This is a genomic window from Salinivibrio sp. AR647, from assembly GCF_001995415.1.
In the GTDB taxonomy this organism is placed as follows: Bacteria; Pseudomonadota; Gammaproteobacteria; order Enterobacterales; family Vibrionaceae; genus Salinivibrio; species Salinivibrio costicola.
Genome location: NZ_MUFE01000009.1, coordinates 1 through 14175, shown reverse-complemented (window position 1 = coordinate 14175; position 14175 = coordinate 1). Strand labels below are relative to the sequence as shown.

The window sequence follows — 14175 nt, the reverse complement described above, 5'->3', positions numbered from 1 at the left end:
CTTAAACCCACGCAGCTTAAGCAAAGGTTAAGGAAACAACGCGATACATACGATCACAAAAATTAACGTTTTGTTTACATTCAATCTAGGAGAGGTTTGCCCAAAGGACAAAAAACAGACAAAGAAAGATCGTGAGGCTAAGCACAGACTGAAAAGCGAAAGGCGGCATCCGCGCCGCGCTAGATCTCAATATGCAACACCATCGGGGTAAAACGCAGACGATAACGCGGCATTGCCGCCAGTGCGCGCTGCCAAAAACGCCACCTTGGGCAAGGTTTATCAAGTGGGGAGTGTTCTTCAACCCGACAGGCCCAGGGCAAGGCTTGAATGATCGCCATACGCGGATCGGCAAAACCATGTTGATAAGATTCACACCCCAGTTTCTGGCCGATCCGGCTATGGCACTTATCTCCCGCTAAGACTAAACAGGCCTCAACTTGCGGAAAATAGCGACTAATATGCTGGCAAAATGCAGAAATTTCTTGGTTGGTGCACTCAAGTAAGGCTTGATCGCAAATTAACATGGTCGGATGACCCGCAGGGACCGCCAGTTGCGCCAGCCAATCAAGCTGTTTGACCGACCCTTGCACCATCCGGAAACGCTCACTGGTGTGGAATAAACGCTCTCGCCATAACAAGGTTTCGTCAACATCGACTTCTAACCAACGACAACGGCCGTTATCCAGTCGATAAAAGCGGGTATCTAACCCACCACCAACATTAATGATCCATGCCGTGGGATGCTGAGCAAGAAACTGTTTAACAATGGCATCACACTGGCTAGTGAGCGTGGCATAAAGAAGCTGGGTTTGATCGAGATTGTGCCAATCACATTCGGGCTGCATGACACACCCTTGACATGCGGCGGCCGCCATGGGGTCATAGATCACGCCATTGTCAGTCAGGCTCTCACGACTGCGCAGCCACATGGGCTTAAATAGCTTACTGGGAACAGAATGCTGTTGCGTACGCACGGACACCTCCACACACGATAATCAAGGATGATAATAATTATCGTTTAAATGTAGAGAAATGCAAAGATGTTTTTTTAACCGCATTCCATTGGCGGACATCAATGTCCGCCAACGTGGGAAATCACATCCAGTCGGTATTGCGAATCACACCAACAGCAACACCTTCAATCGTCAGTGATTGTGCAGTTAAATCCACCGAGATCGGCATAAATTCATCGTTTTCAGCATGAAGAACAACATTCGACCCTTTCTTCTCTAGCCGTTTGACGGTGACATCGTCATCCACTCGCGCGACGACCACTTGGCCATTATGTACGTCTTGTGTTTTGTGCACCGCCAGTAAGTCACCGTCAAGAATGCCAATATCTTTCATGCTCATACCGCTAACTCGCAGTAAAAAGTCGGCACTTGGCTTAAACAAGGCTGGATCGACCTGATAGAGGCTCTCAACATGCTCTTGTGCCAAGATGGGCTCACCCGCCGCGACACGGCCAATTAAAGGCAAGCCCTGGTCATCAGGCGTCACCACTTCCTCTTCGCTCATTAAGCGAATACCGCGTGATGCCCCGGGAATAATCTCGAGTACGCCTTTGCGCGCCAACGCTTTCAAATGCTCTTCGGCAGCGTTCGCGGAGCGAAACCCCAGCTGACGGGCGATTTCGGCACGTGTTGGGGGCATCCCTGTGTCTTCAATATGGGTTTTAATCAGCTCGAAGATTTGTTGCTGTCTCGCGGTTAACGGCTTCATGCTCTTACCTGTCTTTTTATACAGTTAACTGTGAGTATATCCAGTAACATACGGCTTGAAAAGGACTAATTATAGACACGAGAAGCGGATCTCATTGTCGATAGCCGATTCAAACGCGCGCAATCTCGCGTCAATTCTCTGCCTTTGGTTGCAAGTTCGCAGCCATTTTCTGCTATCCTTGGCGCGCATTTTGAATTTGAGGCACTGACAATCATGGCGCTCTGGCAAAAGATTTATTACAAGCTATTGAATTTGCCGCTTTCTGCCTGGGTAAAAACCCAATGTATCCCCTCTGAACCGGTCGAGCAGCTAAACCTGTCTCTCGCACGTCCTATTGTGTACGTGTTGCCGTTTCAGTCTCATTCGGATTTATTAACGCTACGGCGAACCTGTTTACGTCAAGGATTACCGGATCCATTAAAGCCCCTCATTATTGGCGATACCACACTGCCGCGCTATGTCTTTATTAGTCACGGTCGTAAGGTCTTTTCCGCGGATCAAGACTTGCCCAAACGCTCCTTAGCACATTTTCAAGATCTGCTGCGCTTACATCGTCAAGATAGTGAATTGGATCTCCAGCTGGTTCCCGCTTCCGTGTTGTGGCAACGCGATCCGGGTAACGAAACACAACGCCACCAAGCAACGCTGCACGCAATGAATGGGCCAGAAAAATTCTGGACCATCCTTACGCGTGGCCGTGATGGCATGGTGCGGTTAAGCCAAGCGGTATCCTTGCGCTATATGGCGGATAAACACGGCACCGATCAGGCGATCGCCCATAAACTGGCGCGAGTGGCAATGATCCACTTTTCGCGGCAAAAACTCGCGGCTTCAGGCCCACGCTTACCTAATCGTGCTTTGCTCTTCAAACGCCTACTGGCGTCAAAGGCCATCGACAAAGTCGTCCACGATGAAGCACAAAGCCGTGATGTGTCAGTTGAAAAAGTTCGTAAAGAAGCCGTCGACATGATGGAAGAGATTGCGGCAAACTTTTCGTATCGTTTGATTCGATACAGCGACCGCATTCTAACCTGGCTTTGGAATAAACTGTATCAAGGCCTTCATGTTAACAATGCCGAACGGGTTCGCCAGCTGGCGCAAGATGGTCACGAGATTGTCTATGTGCCTTGCCATCGCTCGCACATGGATTACTTGCTGCTCTCTTACGTACTGTATAAAGAAGGCTTAGTGCCGCCGCATATTGCCGCGGGCGTCAACCTCAACTTCTTCCCTGCCGGGCCGCTCTTCCGTCGCGGTGGCGCCTTTTTTATTCGCCGCAGTTTTAAAGGAAATCGCTTATATTCCACCGTTTTTCGTGAATACTTGGCCGAGTTGTTTGCCCGCGGTTATTCGGTCGAATATTTCGCTGAAGGCGGGCGCTCGCGCACTGGTCGCTTACTGTCGGCCAAAACGGGGATGTTATCGATGACCTTGCAAGCCATGCTGCGCGGGCAACAGCGTCCTATCACCTTAGTGCCTGTCTATATCGGCTACGAGCATGTGATGGAAGTGAACACTTATGCCAAAGAGCTACAGGGCCAGCGTAAAGAAAAAGAGAGCTTTGGTCAGGTACTCGGGATCGTGCGTAAGTTGCGCAATTATGGCCTTGGCTATGTCAACTTCGGTGAGCCGATTGCGCTCAATCAACACCTCAATGAGAAAGTGCCAGATTGGCATGATTATATTGATCCAATGGAGCCTCAAAAGCCGGCTTGGATGAACCCAGTGGTGAGTGAGTTAGCGACCAAGGTCATGACCCATATCAACGATGCCGCCGCGACCAATGCGCTGAACCTCTGTGCGACCGCGCTGCTCGCCTCGCGCCAACGAGCCCTGAGCCGAGAAGCCTTAGAAGCACAGCTTGCGGTATATCAAGGCCTACTGACTCAGGCCCCATATTCCACCAGTAGCAGTGTCCCACAAGCCTCGCCGGTAGAATTGGTCGAGCATGCGTTGTCGTTAAATAAACTGGTGGTCGAGAAAGACACCATGGGTGAAGTCATTTCGCTTGATCGCCAGCAAGCCATCTTAATGACTTACTATCGCAATAATGTGATCCACCTAGTGGCACTGCCATCACTGATTGCACAAATCCTGGTAACCCACCAAACCATCAGTCAATCCGGCTTGCGGGCTTGTGTGCAGCAGTTGTATCCCTTGCTCAAAGCAGAACTCTTTATGAGCTTTGATGATGCCGGACTCGACAGCTACTTTGATGCACTCTTACATGCCATGCATGCGCAGTCCTTGTTGTGCTGTGAGGGCGACAAAGTCACCATGAATAATGCCAAGCTCGGCGAGCTACAATTACTCGGCCGTACCATTGCCGAAACCCTGCAGCGCTATGCCATTACCTTGACCTTGTTCACCCATCAGCCACACATTGATAAGCGCGATTTGGAAAAACACAGCCAAATGTTAGCGCAACGACTCAGCCGTTTGCATGGTATCAATGCGCCTGAGTTTTTCGATAAACAAGTCTTTACCATCTTCATCGATACCCTGCGCGAGCAAGGCTATTTAGACGATGATGCCAAAGCCAATGCTGAGCGCATCCAGGCCTTAAATGACTTTGTCTGTGGTTTGATCTCACCAGAAGTGCAATTAACAATTCAAGCCGTGCTAAATCAACCGCTGAATGAAAGCCAGCGTGATGATAGCTAACAGGGTACCGTCAGCTTGTGGTGCCCACAAGCTCGTGGTTTTCATAAGCTCTTGGTTAACATAAGATATTGATTAAAAAGCTTTGATGGCCATAAACAGTTAGATACTTAAAAAAAGGCGCTTCATTCAGAAGCGCCTTTTTAGTGTCTCGTTGTTGATGATAAGAGCGACAACATTAACCGTAAATACCGGCCAAAACACCAATGAATACCACTAAACCGACATAGTTATTGTTTAAAAAAGCCTGAAAACATGCCATGCGTTCCCGTTCACGGGCAAGATAGTGTTGATAAACAAATAGTGCAAAGGCCGCTAATAGGCTCCATTGGTAACCGGCCGCCAGCTCTAGCCATTGCCCGGCGAGCATCAATAGCGCAAGCGTCAATAACTGCAATACACCAACCGCGGCTTTATCCCAACGTCCGAACAAGATGGCGGTCGATTTAATCCCAATCTTTAGATCATCATCGCGGTCCACCATGGCGTACAAGGTGTCGTAAGCAATAGTCCAGCAAATATTGGCCATAAATAGCAGCCAAATCACCGGAGGGAGTGCCCCTTGTGCCGCGGCAAACGCCATCGGGATCGCCCAGCTGAACGCCAGCCCCAACACCAGCTGGGGAAGATGGGTATAGCGCTTCATAAACGGGTAAATAAACGCCAGCGCCACCCCAACAAACGAGAGCTGAATGGTGAGCGTATTTTGGGTTAATACCAATAAAAATGCGCCTAACACTAGCGCAATAAAGAAACCAAGCGCTTCTTTCTCGCCAATCCGCCCTGAGGGCAAAGGGCGCGCTTTGGTGCGTTTGACGTGACCATCAAAGTGGCGATCCGCATAATCGTTAATCACGCAGCCGGCAGCACGCATCATATACACCCCGAGCACAAAGACGACCAGGGTCAGCAACGCCGGCATGCCATCGGCGGCTAAAAATAACGCCCATAATGTTGGCCAGAGTAATAATAAAGTGCCAATGGGACGGTCTAAACGTGCAAGCTGGCCATAAGCAGCCAATTTCGTGCTCATGCAGGCGCCTCCTTGCCATATAAGGGCGAGTGAGGCAAAAAGAGTTCGGCCACTAACATGGGTCGATTATGGAGCCAAAGACGTGAGCGACGGGCATAAAGCTGGTGTGACAAGCAAGAGACATGCGCGGTTTCAATCGCATCGCGGCGAGAGGCCCGCTGTTTAAACACATGCTGACCCAGTGGTTCGGTCCCCAGCGCATGTAAGTGACCACCCTGTCCCTCTAAGGTAGAAGCCGGCATTAGCGTTCGCGCACAGAGCCAAGCTTGTCCGTCACCTTTGAGGACGACTTCCCGTACCACACAGGCCTCTGGGCCAATCAAAGCGGTTTCATGATCGGTCAATTTGTCCGGCGTCAGTTGATAGACCTGGAGCACGTCGACATCGAAATCCTGACAGTGGCGTTTGAGTCGTGCCGTCATGGAGTGTGATTCTAACAACCAGCTGCCTTTTGCGGTGCGCTTTAACGCCGCAATATCGGGTCGCTCCCAGCGTGCCTGTTGCAGCGCCTCTAGATAGGTATGATTTAAGTCTGACATTATTTCCTGTGCCACATCGCGCAAAATTCGCCTGTCCGTCCCCCTATGAGGCGGACAATGTTGCTATACTCGGCGGGTAATTGTATCAGGCTGACCGCGATTGGAGAATGCGCACGGCCTACTCCTATCACATCATCAACCGAATTTTTGGGTGGCTATGAGTAAACGACAACCCCTATTGATGGTACTGCTGAGCCTGTTGTTATGGGTCAGTACCGCCGTCCAGGCACAAGAAGAAGGCAGTAACGGCAACCAAGCAAAGTACAGTTACTTTTCCTTAGAGCCTGAAATTACCACCAATTATGTCACCGAAGGCCCGCAGCTCGGTTTTATCAAGGTGAAAGTTGAATTGATGGTCGATGATCCTAAGTGGGTCAGCGAGCTGGAATACCACTCGCCGCTGATCCGCGATGTCATCATAGAAACCTTGGCGCAACAGACCGCGAGCAAAATTAAATCGCTGTCGGGACGCGAAGCGATTCGCAAAGCATGCCTAGAAAAGGTCAACGCGCTTCTTCTTGCCGAAACCAATCGCAGAATGCTGGCCGACCTTTTATTTACCAAGTACCTCTATCAGTAATCACCCAACTGATGGCATATCCTCAGAGACGGCATGGCTGATCACCTCTAGGTGGCTGCCTTGTGCCGCTAACATCTCCTGAATTTGCGCGGGCGGAGTGACATCGGTAAAGACCATATCCAGTTGGGTAATATTGCCCAAGTTCACCATCGCATTACGGCCAAATTTAGTATGGTCAGCGGCCAACATCACACAGCGGCTATTGTCTAAAATGGCTTTTTTAACCCGCACCTCATGATAGTCAAAGTCCAGTAATGACCCATCATCGTCAATACCACTGATCCCCAAGATGCCAAAGTCGAGTCGAAACTGAGAGACAAAATCGAGCGTGGCCTCTCCCACAATCCCACCATCACGATTGCGTACCTCGCCACCGGCAATAATCACCGTAAAATCCTGTTTCGGCATTAAGATCGCCGCCGCATTGAGGTTATTGGTGACTACCCGTAAGTTATGATGATCCAGCAATGCGCGCGCCACCGCCTCTGGGGTGGTCCCAATATCAATAAATAGCGTTGCGCCGTCGGGAATATGCTGCACCAGCGCCTGAGCGATGGTGTCTTTTTCCTGTTGTTGCAATACTTTGCGGGTCGCATACGCGGTGTTTTCAGAGCTGGAGGGCACGGTGGCACCACCGTGATGGCGGCGAATTTGATTTTCTGCTGCCAATTCATTGAGATCACGTCGAATCGTTTGTGGGCTGACATTGAAGCGCTCAACCAAGTCTTCCGTGCTCACGTATCCTTGTGATTTAACCAGATCAATGATTTGCTGATGACGTTTGTTTTGCTTCACTGCATCTCCCCTTACAAAAAAGCCCCCGCGATCACGAGGGCTTCCTAGTTTACGCATAGCCACTAGGCGATGCCAAGACAGATCATTTAGGCAGCGTGCACAACCGCGTCACGGCGCACACGATGCTCTCCCACCCACGCAAGGCACAAGAAGAAGATGGCCAAGCCACAGCCACCGGTGAGCAGCATAAAGCCACCGTCCCAGCCAAAGTGATCCACGGTATAACCCAGAGCAATGTTCGCGACAACCGCGCCACCTAGGTAACCAAATAGTCCGGTTAGTCCTGCCGCGGTACCCGCCGCTTTTTTCGGTGCAAGCTCCAAGGCATACAGACCAATGAGCATCACGGGGCCATAAATTAAGAAGCCAATCGCAACCAGTGCCACCATATCAATGCCTGGGTTGCCGGCGGGGTTAAACCAATACACCAACACAGCGACCGTCACCAGCACCATAAATAGCACCCCAGCTGGCGCACGAGCCCCTTTAAAGAACTTATCGGACATCCAACCGCACAACAGTGTGCCTGGGATACCGGCCCATTCATACAAGAAGTAGGCCCAAGACGATTTATCCACGGTAAAGCCTTTGGCTTCATCCAGGTAAACCGGCGCCCAATCGAGCACGCCATAGCGAATCAAGTAAACAAAGGCATTGGCAATCGCGATATACCACAACAGACGGTTTTTCATCACGTAGGTGACAAAGATGTCTTTGGCAGACATTTCTTTTTCAAATGCTTCTTCGTCGTAGTTATCCGGATAATCGTCTTTGTACTCTTCAATCGGCGGCAGGCCACACGATTGTGGGGTATCTCGCAAGGTAAACCAGATAAAGACAGCGACCAACGCAGCAAAGAATGCCGGCACATAGAAAGAAGCGCGCCAGTCGTCGTTAAACAGCCATAAACCCAGTAAGAACAAAGGACCAATCAGTCCGCCACCAATGTTATGGGCAACGTTCCAGACGGAGACTAGCTCACCACGCTCTTTCCGTGACCACCAGTGCACCATGGTGCGTCCACAAGCCGGCCAGCCCATACCTTGCACCCAGCCATTGATAAACAGCAGCACAAACATGATGGCAATACTGCTTGTCGTCCATGGCAAAAAGCCAAAGCTGAACATCACCAGTGATGACATTAACAGACCGGCACTTAAGAAATATCTTGGGTTTGAGCGATCAGACACGCTGCCCATGAGGAACTTGGATAAACCATAAGCGATGGATACCGCCGCCAATGCGACACCTAGATCGCCGCGACTAAAGCCATATTCATCAATCAGAAACGGCATCGCCAAGCTAAAGTTTTTACGCACCAGATAATAACCGGCATAGCCGATAAAAATACCAAAAAATAATTGCCAGCGCAGTCGGGTATAAGTGTCACCGATCTGTGACTCTGGCAATCTTTGCCGGTGAGCTGCCGGCCGGAAGATTCCAAACATGGGAGGGTCCTCAGTAAGATGTACGCGATGGATTAATTAAAAAGATAAAAATCAAACAAGTGAGCAACTAAAATTTCGATTTCGCTCAACAAATGGAATAATTACTCAAAATGAAAACCAAAACCGTGAAAGCGAACATAAAAACATAGATCTGACGCAAAAAAGGCATGCGTTCGAACAAAAAAAGAGCAATTCATTGCTCTTTTTTTAGGGCACAGTGGTATCTGTCGATGAACGAGGGGTTAGCGGATAGTCAAGCGTGGCGTTTTGCGTCCCATAAACCCAGGACACAACCGATGATTAAGCCAAATAAATGCGCCATATTGGCGATATTCATGCCCATAGGCTGGAAAAATCCAATCACAAGCCATGCCAGCATAAAGATCACATAGGGTTTTTCGATGGTTAATCCACGCTCAGGAGCCAACCAAGTTAGCCACCATAAATAGCCCAATAGCGCATAAACCACGCCGGAAAGCCCACCAAAATACGGGCCGTCTAACCAATATTGGCCTAAGCCTGAGAAAAGTGCGGCAAAGAGAAAGATCTGCACCAGCTTACTGCTACTATCGAGACGCTCAATTCGACCTCCAAGTACCCACCACCACAACAGATTAAAGGTGATGTGTAAGGCAGACAAATGCAGCAGCGCATGGCTGAATAAACGCCATAATTGCCATTGTTGGCTGCTGTCTGCAGGAAACAGCAGACGACGCACCACCATATCAAAGCCGCCGAGGGTCATCAGCGTAAACAAGGCCACACAGATAAACATGATACTCAAGGTAACCGGGCCAGATTTCTCTTTGACCGTTTGCCATAATCGGGCTGAGGGGTAGTGAAAGCGTGCTTGGCGCGTCTCGGCAACTTGCCAAGACGCCGCTTGATAACGACTATGTGTTGGATCGGCAATAAAACGTTCAAGCTCGTTGTCGACCCATGCTTTGTCGTCGTCATTAATCAACCAAACCGCAACGTGTGCGTCTGGCTCTGGCGCGAGCTCAAGGCTAACATCATGCGCGGCCGCGTAATCGATAAAAGCTTGTGCCAAGCGCGCATTGGGCAATACCGCGATTTTTTGCATGGGCTGTCCTATTTTATATCGATCCCTGATGCGGTCGGCAGTGACTGTCGATGCCAGGCTTCAAACCCACCATCGACACTATAAACCGTATCGAAGCCTTGATTGATCAAATACTGTGCCGCCCCTTGGCTACTGATCCCGTGATAACACATCACCAAGACGGGTTGATCAAAATCGACCTGATCCATAAACGCTACCAGCGTGTCGTTGGTAAGGTGATAGGCCTCTTGAGGATGCGCGACCTGAAAGGTTTGAGGATCACGAATATCCACTAATACTGCATTTTGCTGATCATCGTTCAGCATTTCCCACGCATCGGTCACAGAGATATGTGCGAACTGATCCATACCTTATACCTCTCCACTCACAAAGTTATTCCCAGCAGATGTTACACGAGGATCGCGTGCGCCTCGAGATGAACCCGCATTGTACCTGAGTTTGTCTCACCCCGCCTGCCTAGCAATACTCGCTTTGTTTGATTTTTGATCGTTTGTGGACAAAGGTGTGAATTGCGTTGATAAGCGATGATCGTAGCTAAGGATCCACTACATATAGTATGGATCCAGGATAAGCTGTGCATAACTTGCTATCGTGATGAGTACCGCCTGGTTTTCAGGCATAAAAAAACCGGCCAACGGGCCGGTTTTTCTTCACGAAACCAATACAAGGATCAGGAGGCGCTATAGCGCATCGCCAATGGCTTGCTTTAATTTCTTCATCGCATTTTTTTCTAGTTGTCGCACACGCTCTGCGGAGACTTGATAATGCGTTGCCAAGTCTTGCAACGTTGCCTTATTGTCCTCTAACCAACGAGCACGAACAATATGCTGACTACGTTCATCCAAGCCTGATAACGCATTCGCCAAGCGACGATTAGCGTGCGCTTCCCAGTTTTCTGCCTCTAGAGACTCGGCAATATCTGAGCTTTTGTCCTCTAGGTAGTAAACCGGCGCCATTGGGCCATTTTCACGCTCATCGTCTGCCGATGCGGGCGCTTCAAAGGTCGGATCTTGTGCCGCTAAACGGGCTTCCATCTCACGAACTTCTGACGCCTCAACGCCAAGTTGCTCCGCGACCATATTCACTTCGTCGTTATTAAACCAACCCAAGCGCTTCTTATTTTTACGTAAGTTGAAAAACAGCTTACGTTGCGCTTTGGTCGTTGCCACTTTAACGATACGCCAGTTACGTAATACGTACTCGTGAATTTCGGCTTTGATCCAATGGACAGCAAATGACACCAGACGTACGCCAACTTCAGGGTTGAAACGTTTGACCGCCTTCATCAAGCCAATGTTGCCTTCTTGAACCAAATCCGCGATGGGTAAGCCGTATCCGGTGTATCCACGGGCGATGTGAACAACAAAACGCAAGTGAGATAAGATCAGCGACTTTGCCGCCTCCAAATCACCATGATAATGGAGACGCTCGGCCAGCGAATGCTCCTCTTCCGCGCTGAGCATAGGGTGGCTGTTAACCGCTTGCAGATAACCATCGATGTTACCTTGTACAATCGGTGCCAATGCGTTCATCTCTTTTGTCATTCAAACCTCGTTTCCGAATCGTCGAAGACCGAATTGCTATTAAGCATGCAAAAATATACCCAAGCGGGGGAAAACTGCAAGCCCTGATGTCTCTCTCGTTGTTCTATGACCGTATTACCCCTATACAGGTTCAATCTCTTTTAAGTGACGGCGCGTCGCCAGCAAGGCAGCGCCTACGCCAAGCAAAACGGATCCCATCAATAATAGCAAAGACTCATCCCAACTCAGTCCGCTGAGGGTAAAGGGCTTGTCATATAGCTGTGCAAATTGGTGGACGGCACCATCCATCAGCCACGTATTCATGGCAGTGAGAATCCAGGCCACGACTGCGGCTAAACTCCCCAGCCAAGCCCCCATGTATAAATAGGGACGCAAAATAAAACTGTCCGTTGCGCCCACCATTTTCATCACCTGGATCCGGGGTTGATGATGCAGGACCTGTAAGCGCAGCGTATTCCCGACCAGCAAAACAACAGCCGCCAGCATTAAAATAGAAAATAACCACGCCATCGTCATCGCCAAGGTCTTTATGGCATCAAGACGCGCGAGCCAGTCGGTATCGAGCCGCACTTCAGCGACCTCATCCCGTTGCCTTAATTGCTCTGCTAATCCACTCGCGCGATCCGACAGTGTCCGAGTGCTGTCATTGTCAGCATCTCCCCTGGGAACCACCACGATCACGCTGGGAAGAGGATTGTCCTCCAATAAAGTGACCGCTTGATGAAAGCCACGCTGCTTTTTAAGCGCGGTCATGCCTTCAGACGGTGACACATAGGTGACGCTATCAATACCTGGCCACGTTTTCAGTGTGTCCGCCAGCGCCTGTCCCTGTTGCTCAGATTGTGTCGGCGACAAGAAAACATTGATCTCTGCTGGGCTTTGCCAATGCGCACTTACCGCGACCACATTTTTAGCTAGCAAATAGAAGGTCGCCGGCAAAGACAAGGCAACGGCCAACACCATCAGCGTGAGTAAATTACCCATCGGACGCTGAAAAAGATCACGCCAAGCCGTCAATGCGTGACGTTGCTGGGTCTGAATAAATGATTCAGCCATGCCCCACCTCCGCTAAGCTTCCGTGTTGAAGGTCAAAGCGCCGTAAATGGTTGTATTGTTCGRGCAGGCTGGTGTCATGAGTTGCCATCAAGATGGTCACCCCGACTTGATTGAATAAGCGGAATAATTCCATAATTTGCGCAGACAACGCCGCATCTAAATTTCCGGTCGGCTCATCAGCCAACAGCACTTGGGGACGATTGACCACCGCACGCGCAATCCCTACCCGCTGTTGCTCACCACCGGACAGTTGTATGGGGTTACAACGCGCTTTATCAAGCAAACCAACTTTATCGAGCGCGGCTGAAACCCGCTTTTTGATTTCATTGTCTGACTGCTGCTCAATCCGTAAGGGCAAGGCGACATTTTCGAACACGGTCGCGTCCATCAGCAGTTTATGATCTTGAAAGATAATCCCTAAATGACGACGCAAAAAGGGAATATCTTGACGCGGGAGGCGCGATATATCGTGGCCGTTGAAATAAATATGTCCATCACTGGGACGCTCAATGGCACAAATTAGTTTCAACAAGGTGCTCTTCCCTGCGCCTGAATGACCCGTGAGCAGGGCCATGTCGCCTTTAGGCAATTCAAAATTAACCTTTTGTAAGGCCTGACGTCCCCCGCGATAGGCTTTGCTGACTTGCTGAAACTGGATCACGGTTATTCCTCCCGGCTAAACAGCGCCTCGATAAAGTCATTGGCGTTAAAGGTGCGTAAATCTTCAATGCCTTCACCGACACCAATATAGCGAATCGGAATATTAAATTGTTCAGCCACCGCAAAAATCACCCCGCCTTTTGCGGTGCCATCTAATTTAGTGAGGGTAATACCGGTGATCGGTGCTATCTCATTAAATAACTTGGCCTGACTGATCGCATTTTGCCCGGTGCCTGCATCAAGGGTAAGCATCACTTCGTGCGGGGCACCTACGTCCAGTTTTTGCATCACACGGACAATTTTGCGTAGCTCTTCCATCAAGTTGGCTTTGTTTTGCAAGCGTCCGGCGGTATCGGCAATCACCACATCGACATTTCGTGCTTTGGCCGCTTCAATCGCATCATAAAGCACAGACGCGCTATCAGCGCCGGTATGCTGGGCAATCACGGGCACGTGGTTACGCTCACCCCAAGCTTGCAGTTGTTCAACGGCGGCAGCACGGAAGGTGTCACCGGCGGCTAACATGACCGATTTGCCTTGATCCTGAAATTGGCGTGCCATTTTGCCGATCGTGGTCGTTTTACCCACGCCATTAACGCCAACCATCAAGATCACATAAGGCTTTTGATCCGTCAGCACCAAGGGTTGCTCAACGCTTTCCAGCATGTGCGCCATTTCTTGTTTGAGAATGCCGTACAGGGCTTCACCATCTTTGAGATCGCGACGGCTGGCCTTATCGGTGAGGTTATCAATGATTTTGGTCGTGGCTTCCATCCCTACATCAGAGATCAGCAACTGTTCCTCAAGCTCTTCAAATAGCTCTTCATCGATTTTCTTGCCGCTAAACAAGCTAAAGAAGCCGGAGCCGAGGTTGGTTTTGGTTTTTTGCAGGCCACGTTTTAACCGCGCAAAGAAGCCTTCACGTTGCGGTTTTTCGCGCACCGCTGGCTCTGACTCTGGCTCTGGCTCTGGCTCTGGCTCTGGCTCTGGCTCTGGCTCTGGCTCTGGCTCTGGCTCTGGCTCTGGCTCTGGCTCTGGCTCTGGCTCTGGCTC

Annotated in this window: 14 protein-coding genes; 2 read left to right on the top strand and 12 right to left on the bottom strand. The window is 50.1% G+C overall.

Annotated elements, in window-relative coordinates:
• Positions 1-179 precede the first annotated feature (179 nt).
• A complete protein-coding gene (locus BZG76_RS11565; protein WP_025744362.1) occupies positions 180-974 on the bottom strand; it encodes a class I SAM-dependent methyltransferase in 795 nt (264 codons plus the stop codon).
• 121 nt (positions 975-1095) lie between these two features.
• On the bottom strand, positions 1096-1722 hold the full coding sequence (gene lexA, locus BZG76_RS11560) for a transcriptional repressor LexA (protein ID WP_077461470.1): 627 nt from the start codon (positions 1720-1722) through the stop codon (positions 1096-1098).
• A gap of 213 nt (positions 1723-1935) precedes the next feature.
• On the opposite strand from lexA, the gene plsB reads away from it, so the two are divergent.
• The gene (gene plsB, locus BZG76_RS11555) at positions 1936-4386 is read left to right on the top strand and encodes a glycerol-3-phosphate 1-O-acyltransferase PlsB (protein ID WP_077461469.1); all 2451 of its coding nucleotides are present in this window, start codon (positions 1936-1938) and stop codon (positions 4384-4386) included.
• Positions 4387-4561: 175 nt separating this feature from the next.
• Here plsB and ubiA read toward each other — a convergent pair whose 3' ends face one another.
• Together ubiA and BZG76_RS11545 are read right to left on the bottom strand one after the other, a co-directional pair.
• The gene (gene ubiA / locus BZG76_RS11550; protein WP_077461468.1) at positions 4562-5416 is read right to left on the bottom strand and encodes a 4-hydroxybenzoate octaprenyltransferase; all 855 of its coding nucleotides are present in this window, start codon (positions 5414-5416) and stop codon (positions 4562-4564) included.
• Entirely contained in the window at positions 5413-5955 is a 543-nt protein-coding gene (locus BZG76_RS11545) for a chorismate lyase (RefSeq protein WP_077461467.1), read from the bottom strand. Before BZG76_RS11545 ends, ubiA begins: the two co-directional genes overlap by 4 nt.
• A gap of 157 nt (positions 5956-6112) precedes the next feature.
• On the opposite strand from BZG76_RS11545, the gene BZG76_RS11540 reads away from it, so the two are divergent.
• Positions 6113-6535 carry a flagellar basal body-associated protein FliL gene (locus BZG76_RS11540; RefSeq protein WP_077461466.1) on the top strand — a complete coding sequence of 141 codons (423 nt, stop codon included), beginning with the start codon at positions 6113-6115 and terminating at the stop codon, positions 6533-6535.
• Here BZG76_RS11540 and BZG76_RS11535 read toward each other — a convergent pair whose 3' ends face one another.
• From BZG76_RS11535 to ftsY, 8 genes are all read right to left on the bottom strand, one after another.
• Positions 6536-7330 (bottom strand): DeoR/GlpR family transcriptional regulator, encoded by a 795-nt coding sequence (locus BZG76_RS11535; RefSeq protein ID WP_077461465.1) that lies wholly within the window; start codon positions 7328-7330, stop codon positions 6536-6538.
• An 86-nt stretch (positions 7331-7416) separates the two neighbouring features.
• Positions 7417-8778, bottom strand: a complete 1362-nt coding sequence (gene glpT / locus BZG76_RS11530; protein ID WP_077461464.1) for a glycerol-3-phosphate transporter — start codon at positions 8776-8778, stop codon at positions 7417-7419.
• A gap of 253 nt (positions 8779-9031) precedes the next feature.
• Positions 9032-9862: a rhomboid family intramembrane serine protease GlpG gene (gene glpG, locus BZG76_RS11525; protein ID WP_077461463.1), complete on the bottom strand. Its 831-nt coding sequence runs from the start codon at positions 9860-9862 to the stop codon at positions 9032-9034.
• A gap of 8 nt (positions 9863-9870) precedes the next feature.
• Positions 9871-10209: a thiosulfate sulfurtransferase GlpE gene (gene glpE, locus BZG76_RS11520; RefSeq protein WP_077461462.1), complete on the bottom strand. Its 339-nt coding sequence runs from the start codon at positions 10207-10209 to the stop codon at positions 9871-9873.
• Between the two features lie 333 nt (positions 10210-10542).
• Positions 10543-11394 carry an RNA polymerase sigma factor RpoH gene (gene rpoH / locus BZG76_RS11515; RefSeq protein WP_394329765.1) on the bottom strand — a complete coding sequence of 284 codons (852 nt, stop codon included), beginning with the start codon at positions 11392-11394 and terminating at the stop codon, positions 10543-10545.
• A 132-nt stretch (positions 11395-11526) separates the two neighbouring features.
• Entirely contained in the window at positions 11527-12462 is a 936-nt protein-coding gene (gene ftsX / locus BZG76_RS11510; protein ID WP_077461461.1) for a permease-like cell division protein FtsX, read from the bottom strand.
• Positions 12455-13123: a cell division ATP-binding protein FtsE gene (gene ftsE, locus BZG76_RS11505; RefSeq protein ID WP_077461460.1), complete on the bottom strand. Its 669-nt coding sequence runs from the start codon at positions 13121-13123 to the stop codon at positions 12455-12457. The genes ftsX and ftsE overlap by 8 nt, the downstream gene beginning before the upstream one ends.
• A gap of 2 nt (positions 13124-13125) precedes the next feature.
• A partial coding sequence (gene ftsY / locus BZG76_RS11500; protein WP_077461459.1) for a signal recognition particle-docking protein FtsY occupies positions 13126-14175 on the bottom strand: 1050 nt, incomplete at its 5' end.

What these genes read in the sequence shown, in the direction of transcription:
- lexA (WP_077461470.1), bottom strand. Translation starts at nt 1,722, where the DNA reads ATGAAGCCGTTAACCGCGAGACAGCAACAAATCTTCGAGCTGATTAAA.
- plsB (WP_077461469.1), top strand. Translation starts at nt 1,936, where the DNA reads ATGGCGCTCTGGCAAAAGATTTATTACAAGCTATTGAATTTGCCGCTT.
- ubiA (WP_077461468.1), bottom strand. Translation starts at nt 5,416, where the DNA reads ATGAGCACGAAATTGGCTGCTTATGGCCAGCTTGCACGTTTAGACCGT.
- BZG76_RS11545 (WP_077461467.1), bottom strand. Translation starts at nt 5,955, where the DNA reads ATGTCAGACTTAAATCATACCTATCTAGAGGCGCTGCAACAGGCACGC.
- BZG76_RS11540 (WP_077461466.1), top strand. Translation starts at nt 6,113, where the DNA reads ATGAGTAAACGACAACCCCTATTGATGGTACTGCTGAGCCTGTTGTTA.
- glpT (WP_077461464.1), bottom strand. Translation starts at nt 8,778, where the DNA reads ATGTTTGGAATCTTCCGGCCGGCAGCTCACCGGCAAAGATTGCCAGAG.
- glpG (WP_077461463.1), bottom strand. Translation starts at nt 9,862, where the DNA reads ATGCAAAAAATCGCGGTATTGCCCAATGCGCGCTTGGCACAAGCTTTT.
- glpE (WP_077461462.1), bottom strand. Translation starts at nt 10,209, where the DNA reads ATGGATCAGTTCGCACATATCTCTGTGACCGATGCGTGGGAAATGCTG.
- rpoH (WP_394329765.1), bottom strand. Translation starts at nt 11,394, where the DNA reads ATGAACGCATTGGCACCGATTGTACAAGGTAACATCGATGGTTATCTG.
- ftsX (WP_077461461.1), bottom strand. Translation starts at nt 12,462, where the DNA reads ATGGCTGAATCATTTATTCAGACCCAGCAACGTCACGCATTGACGGCT.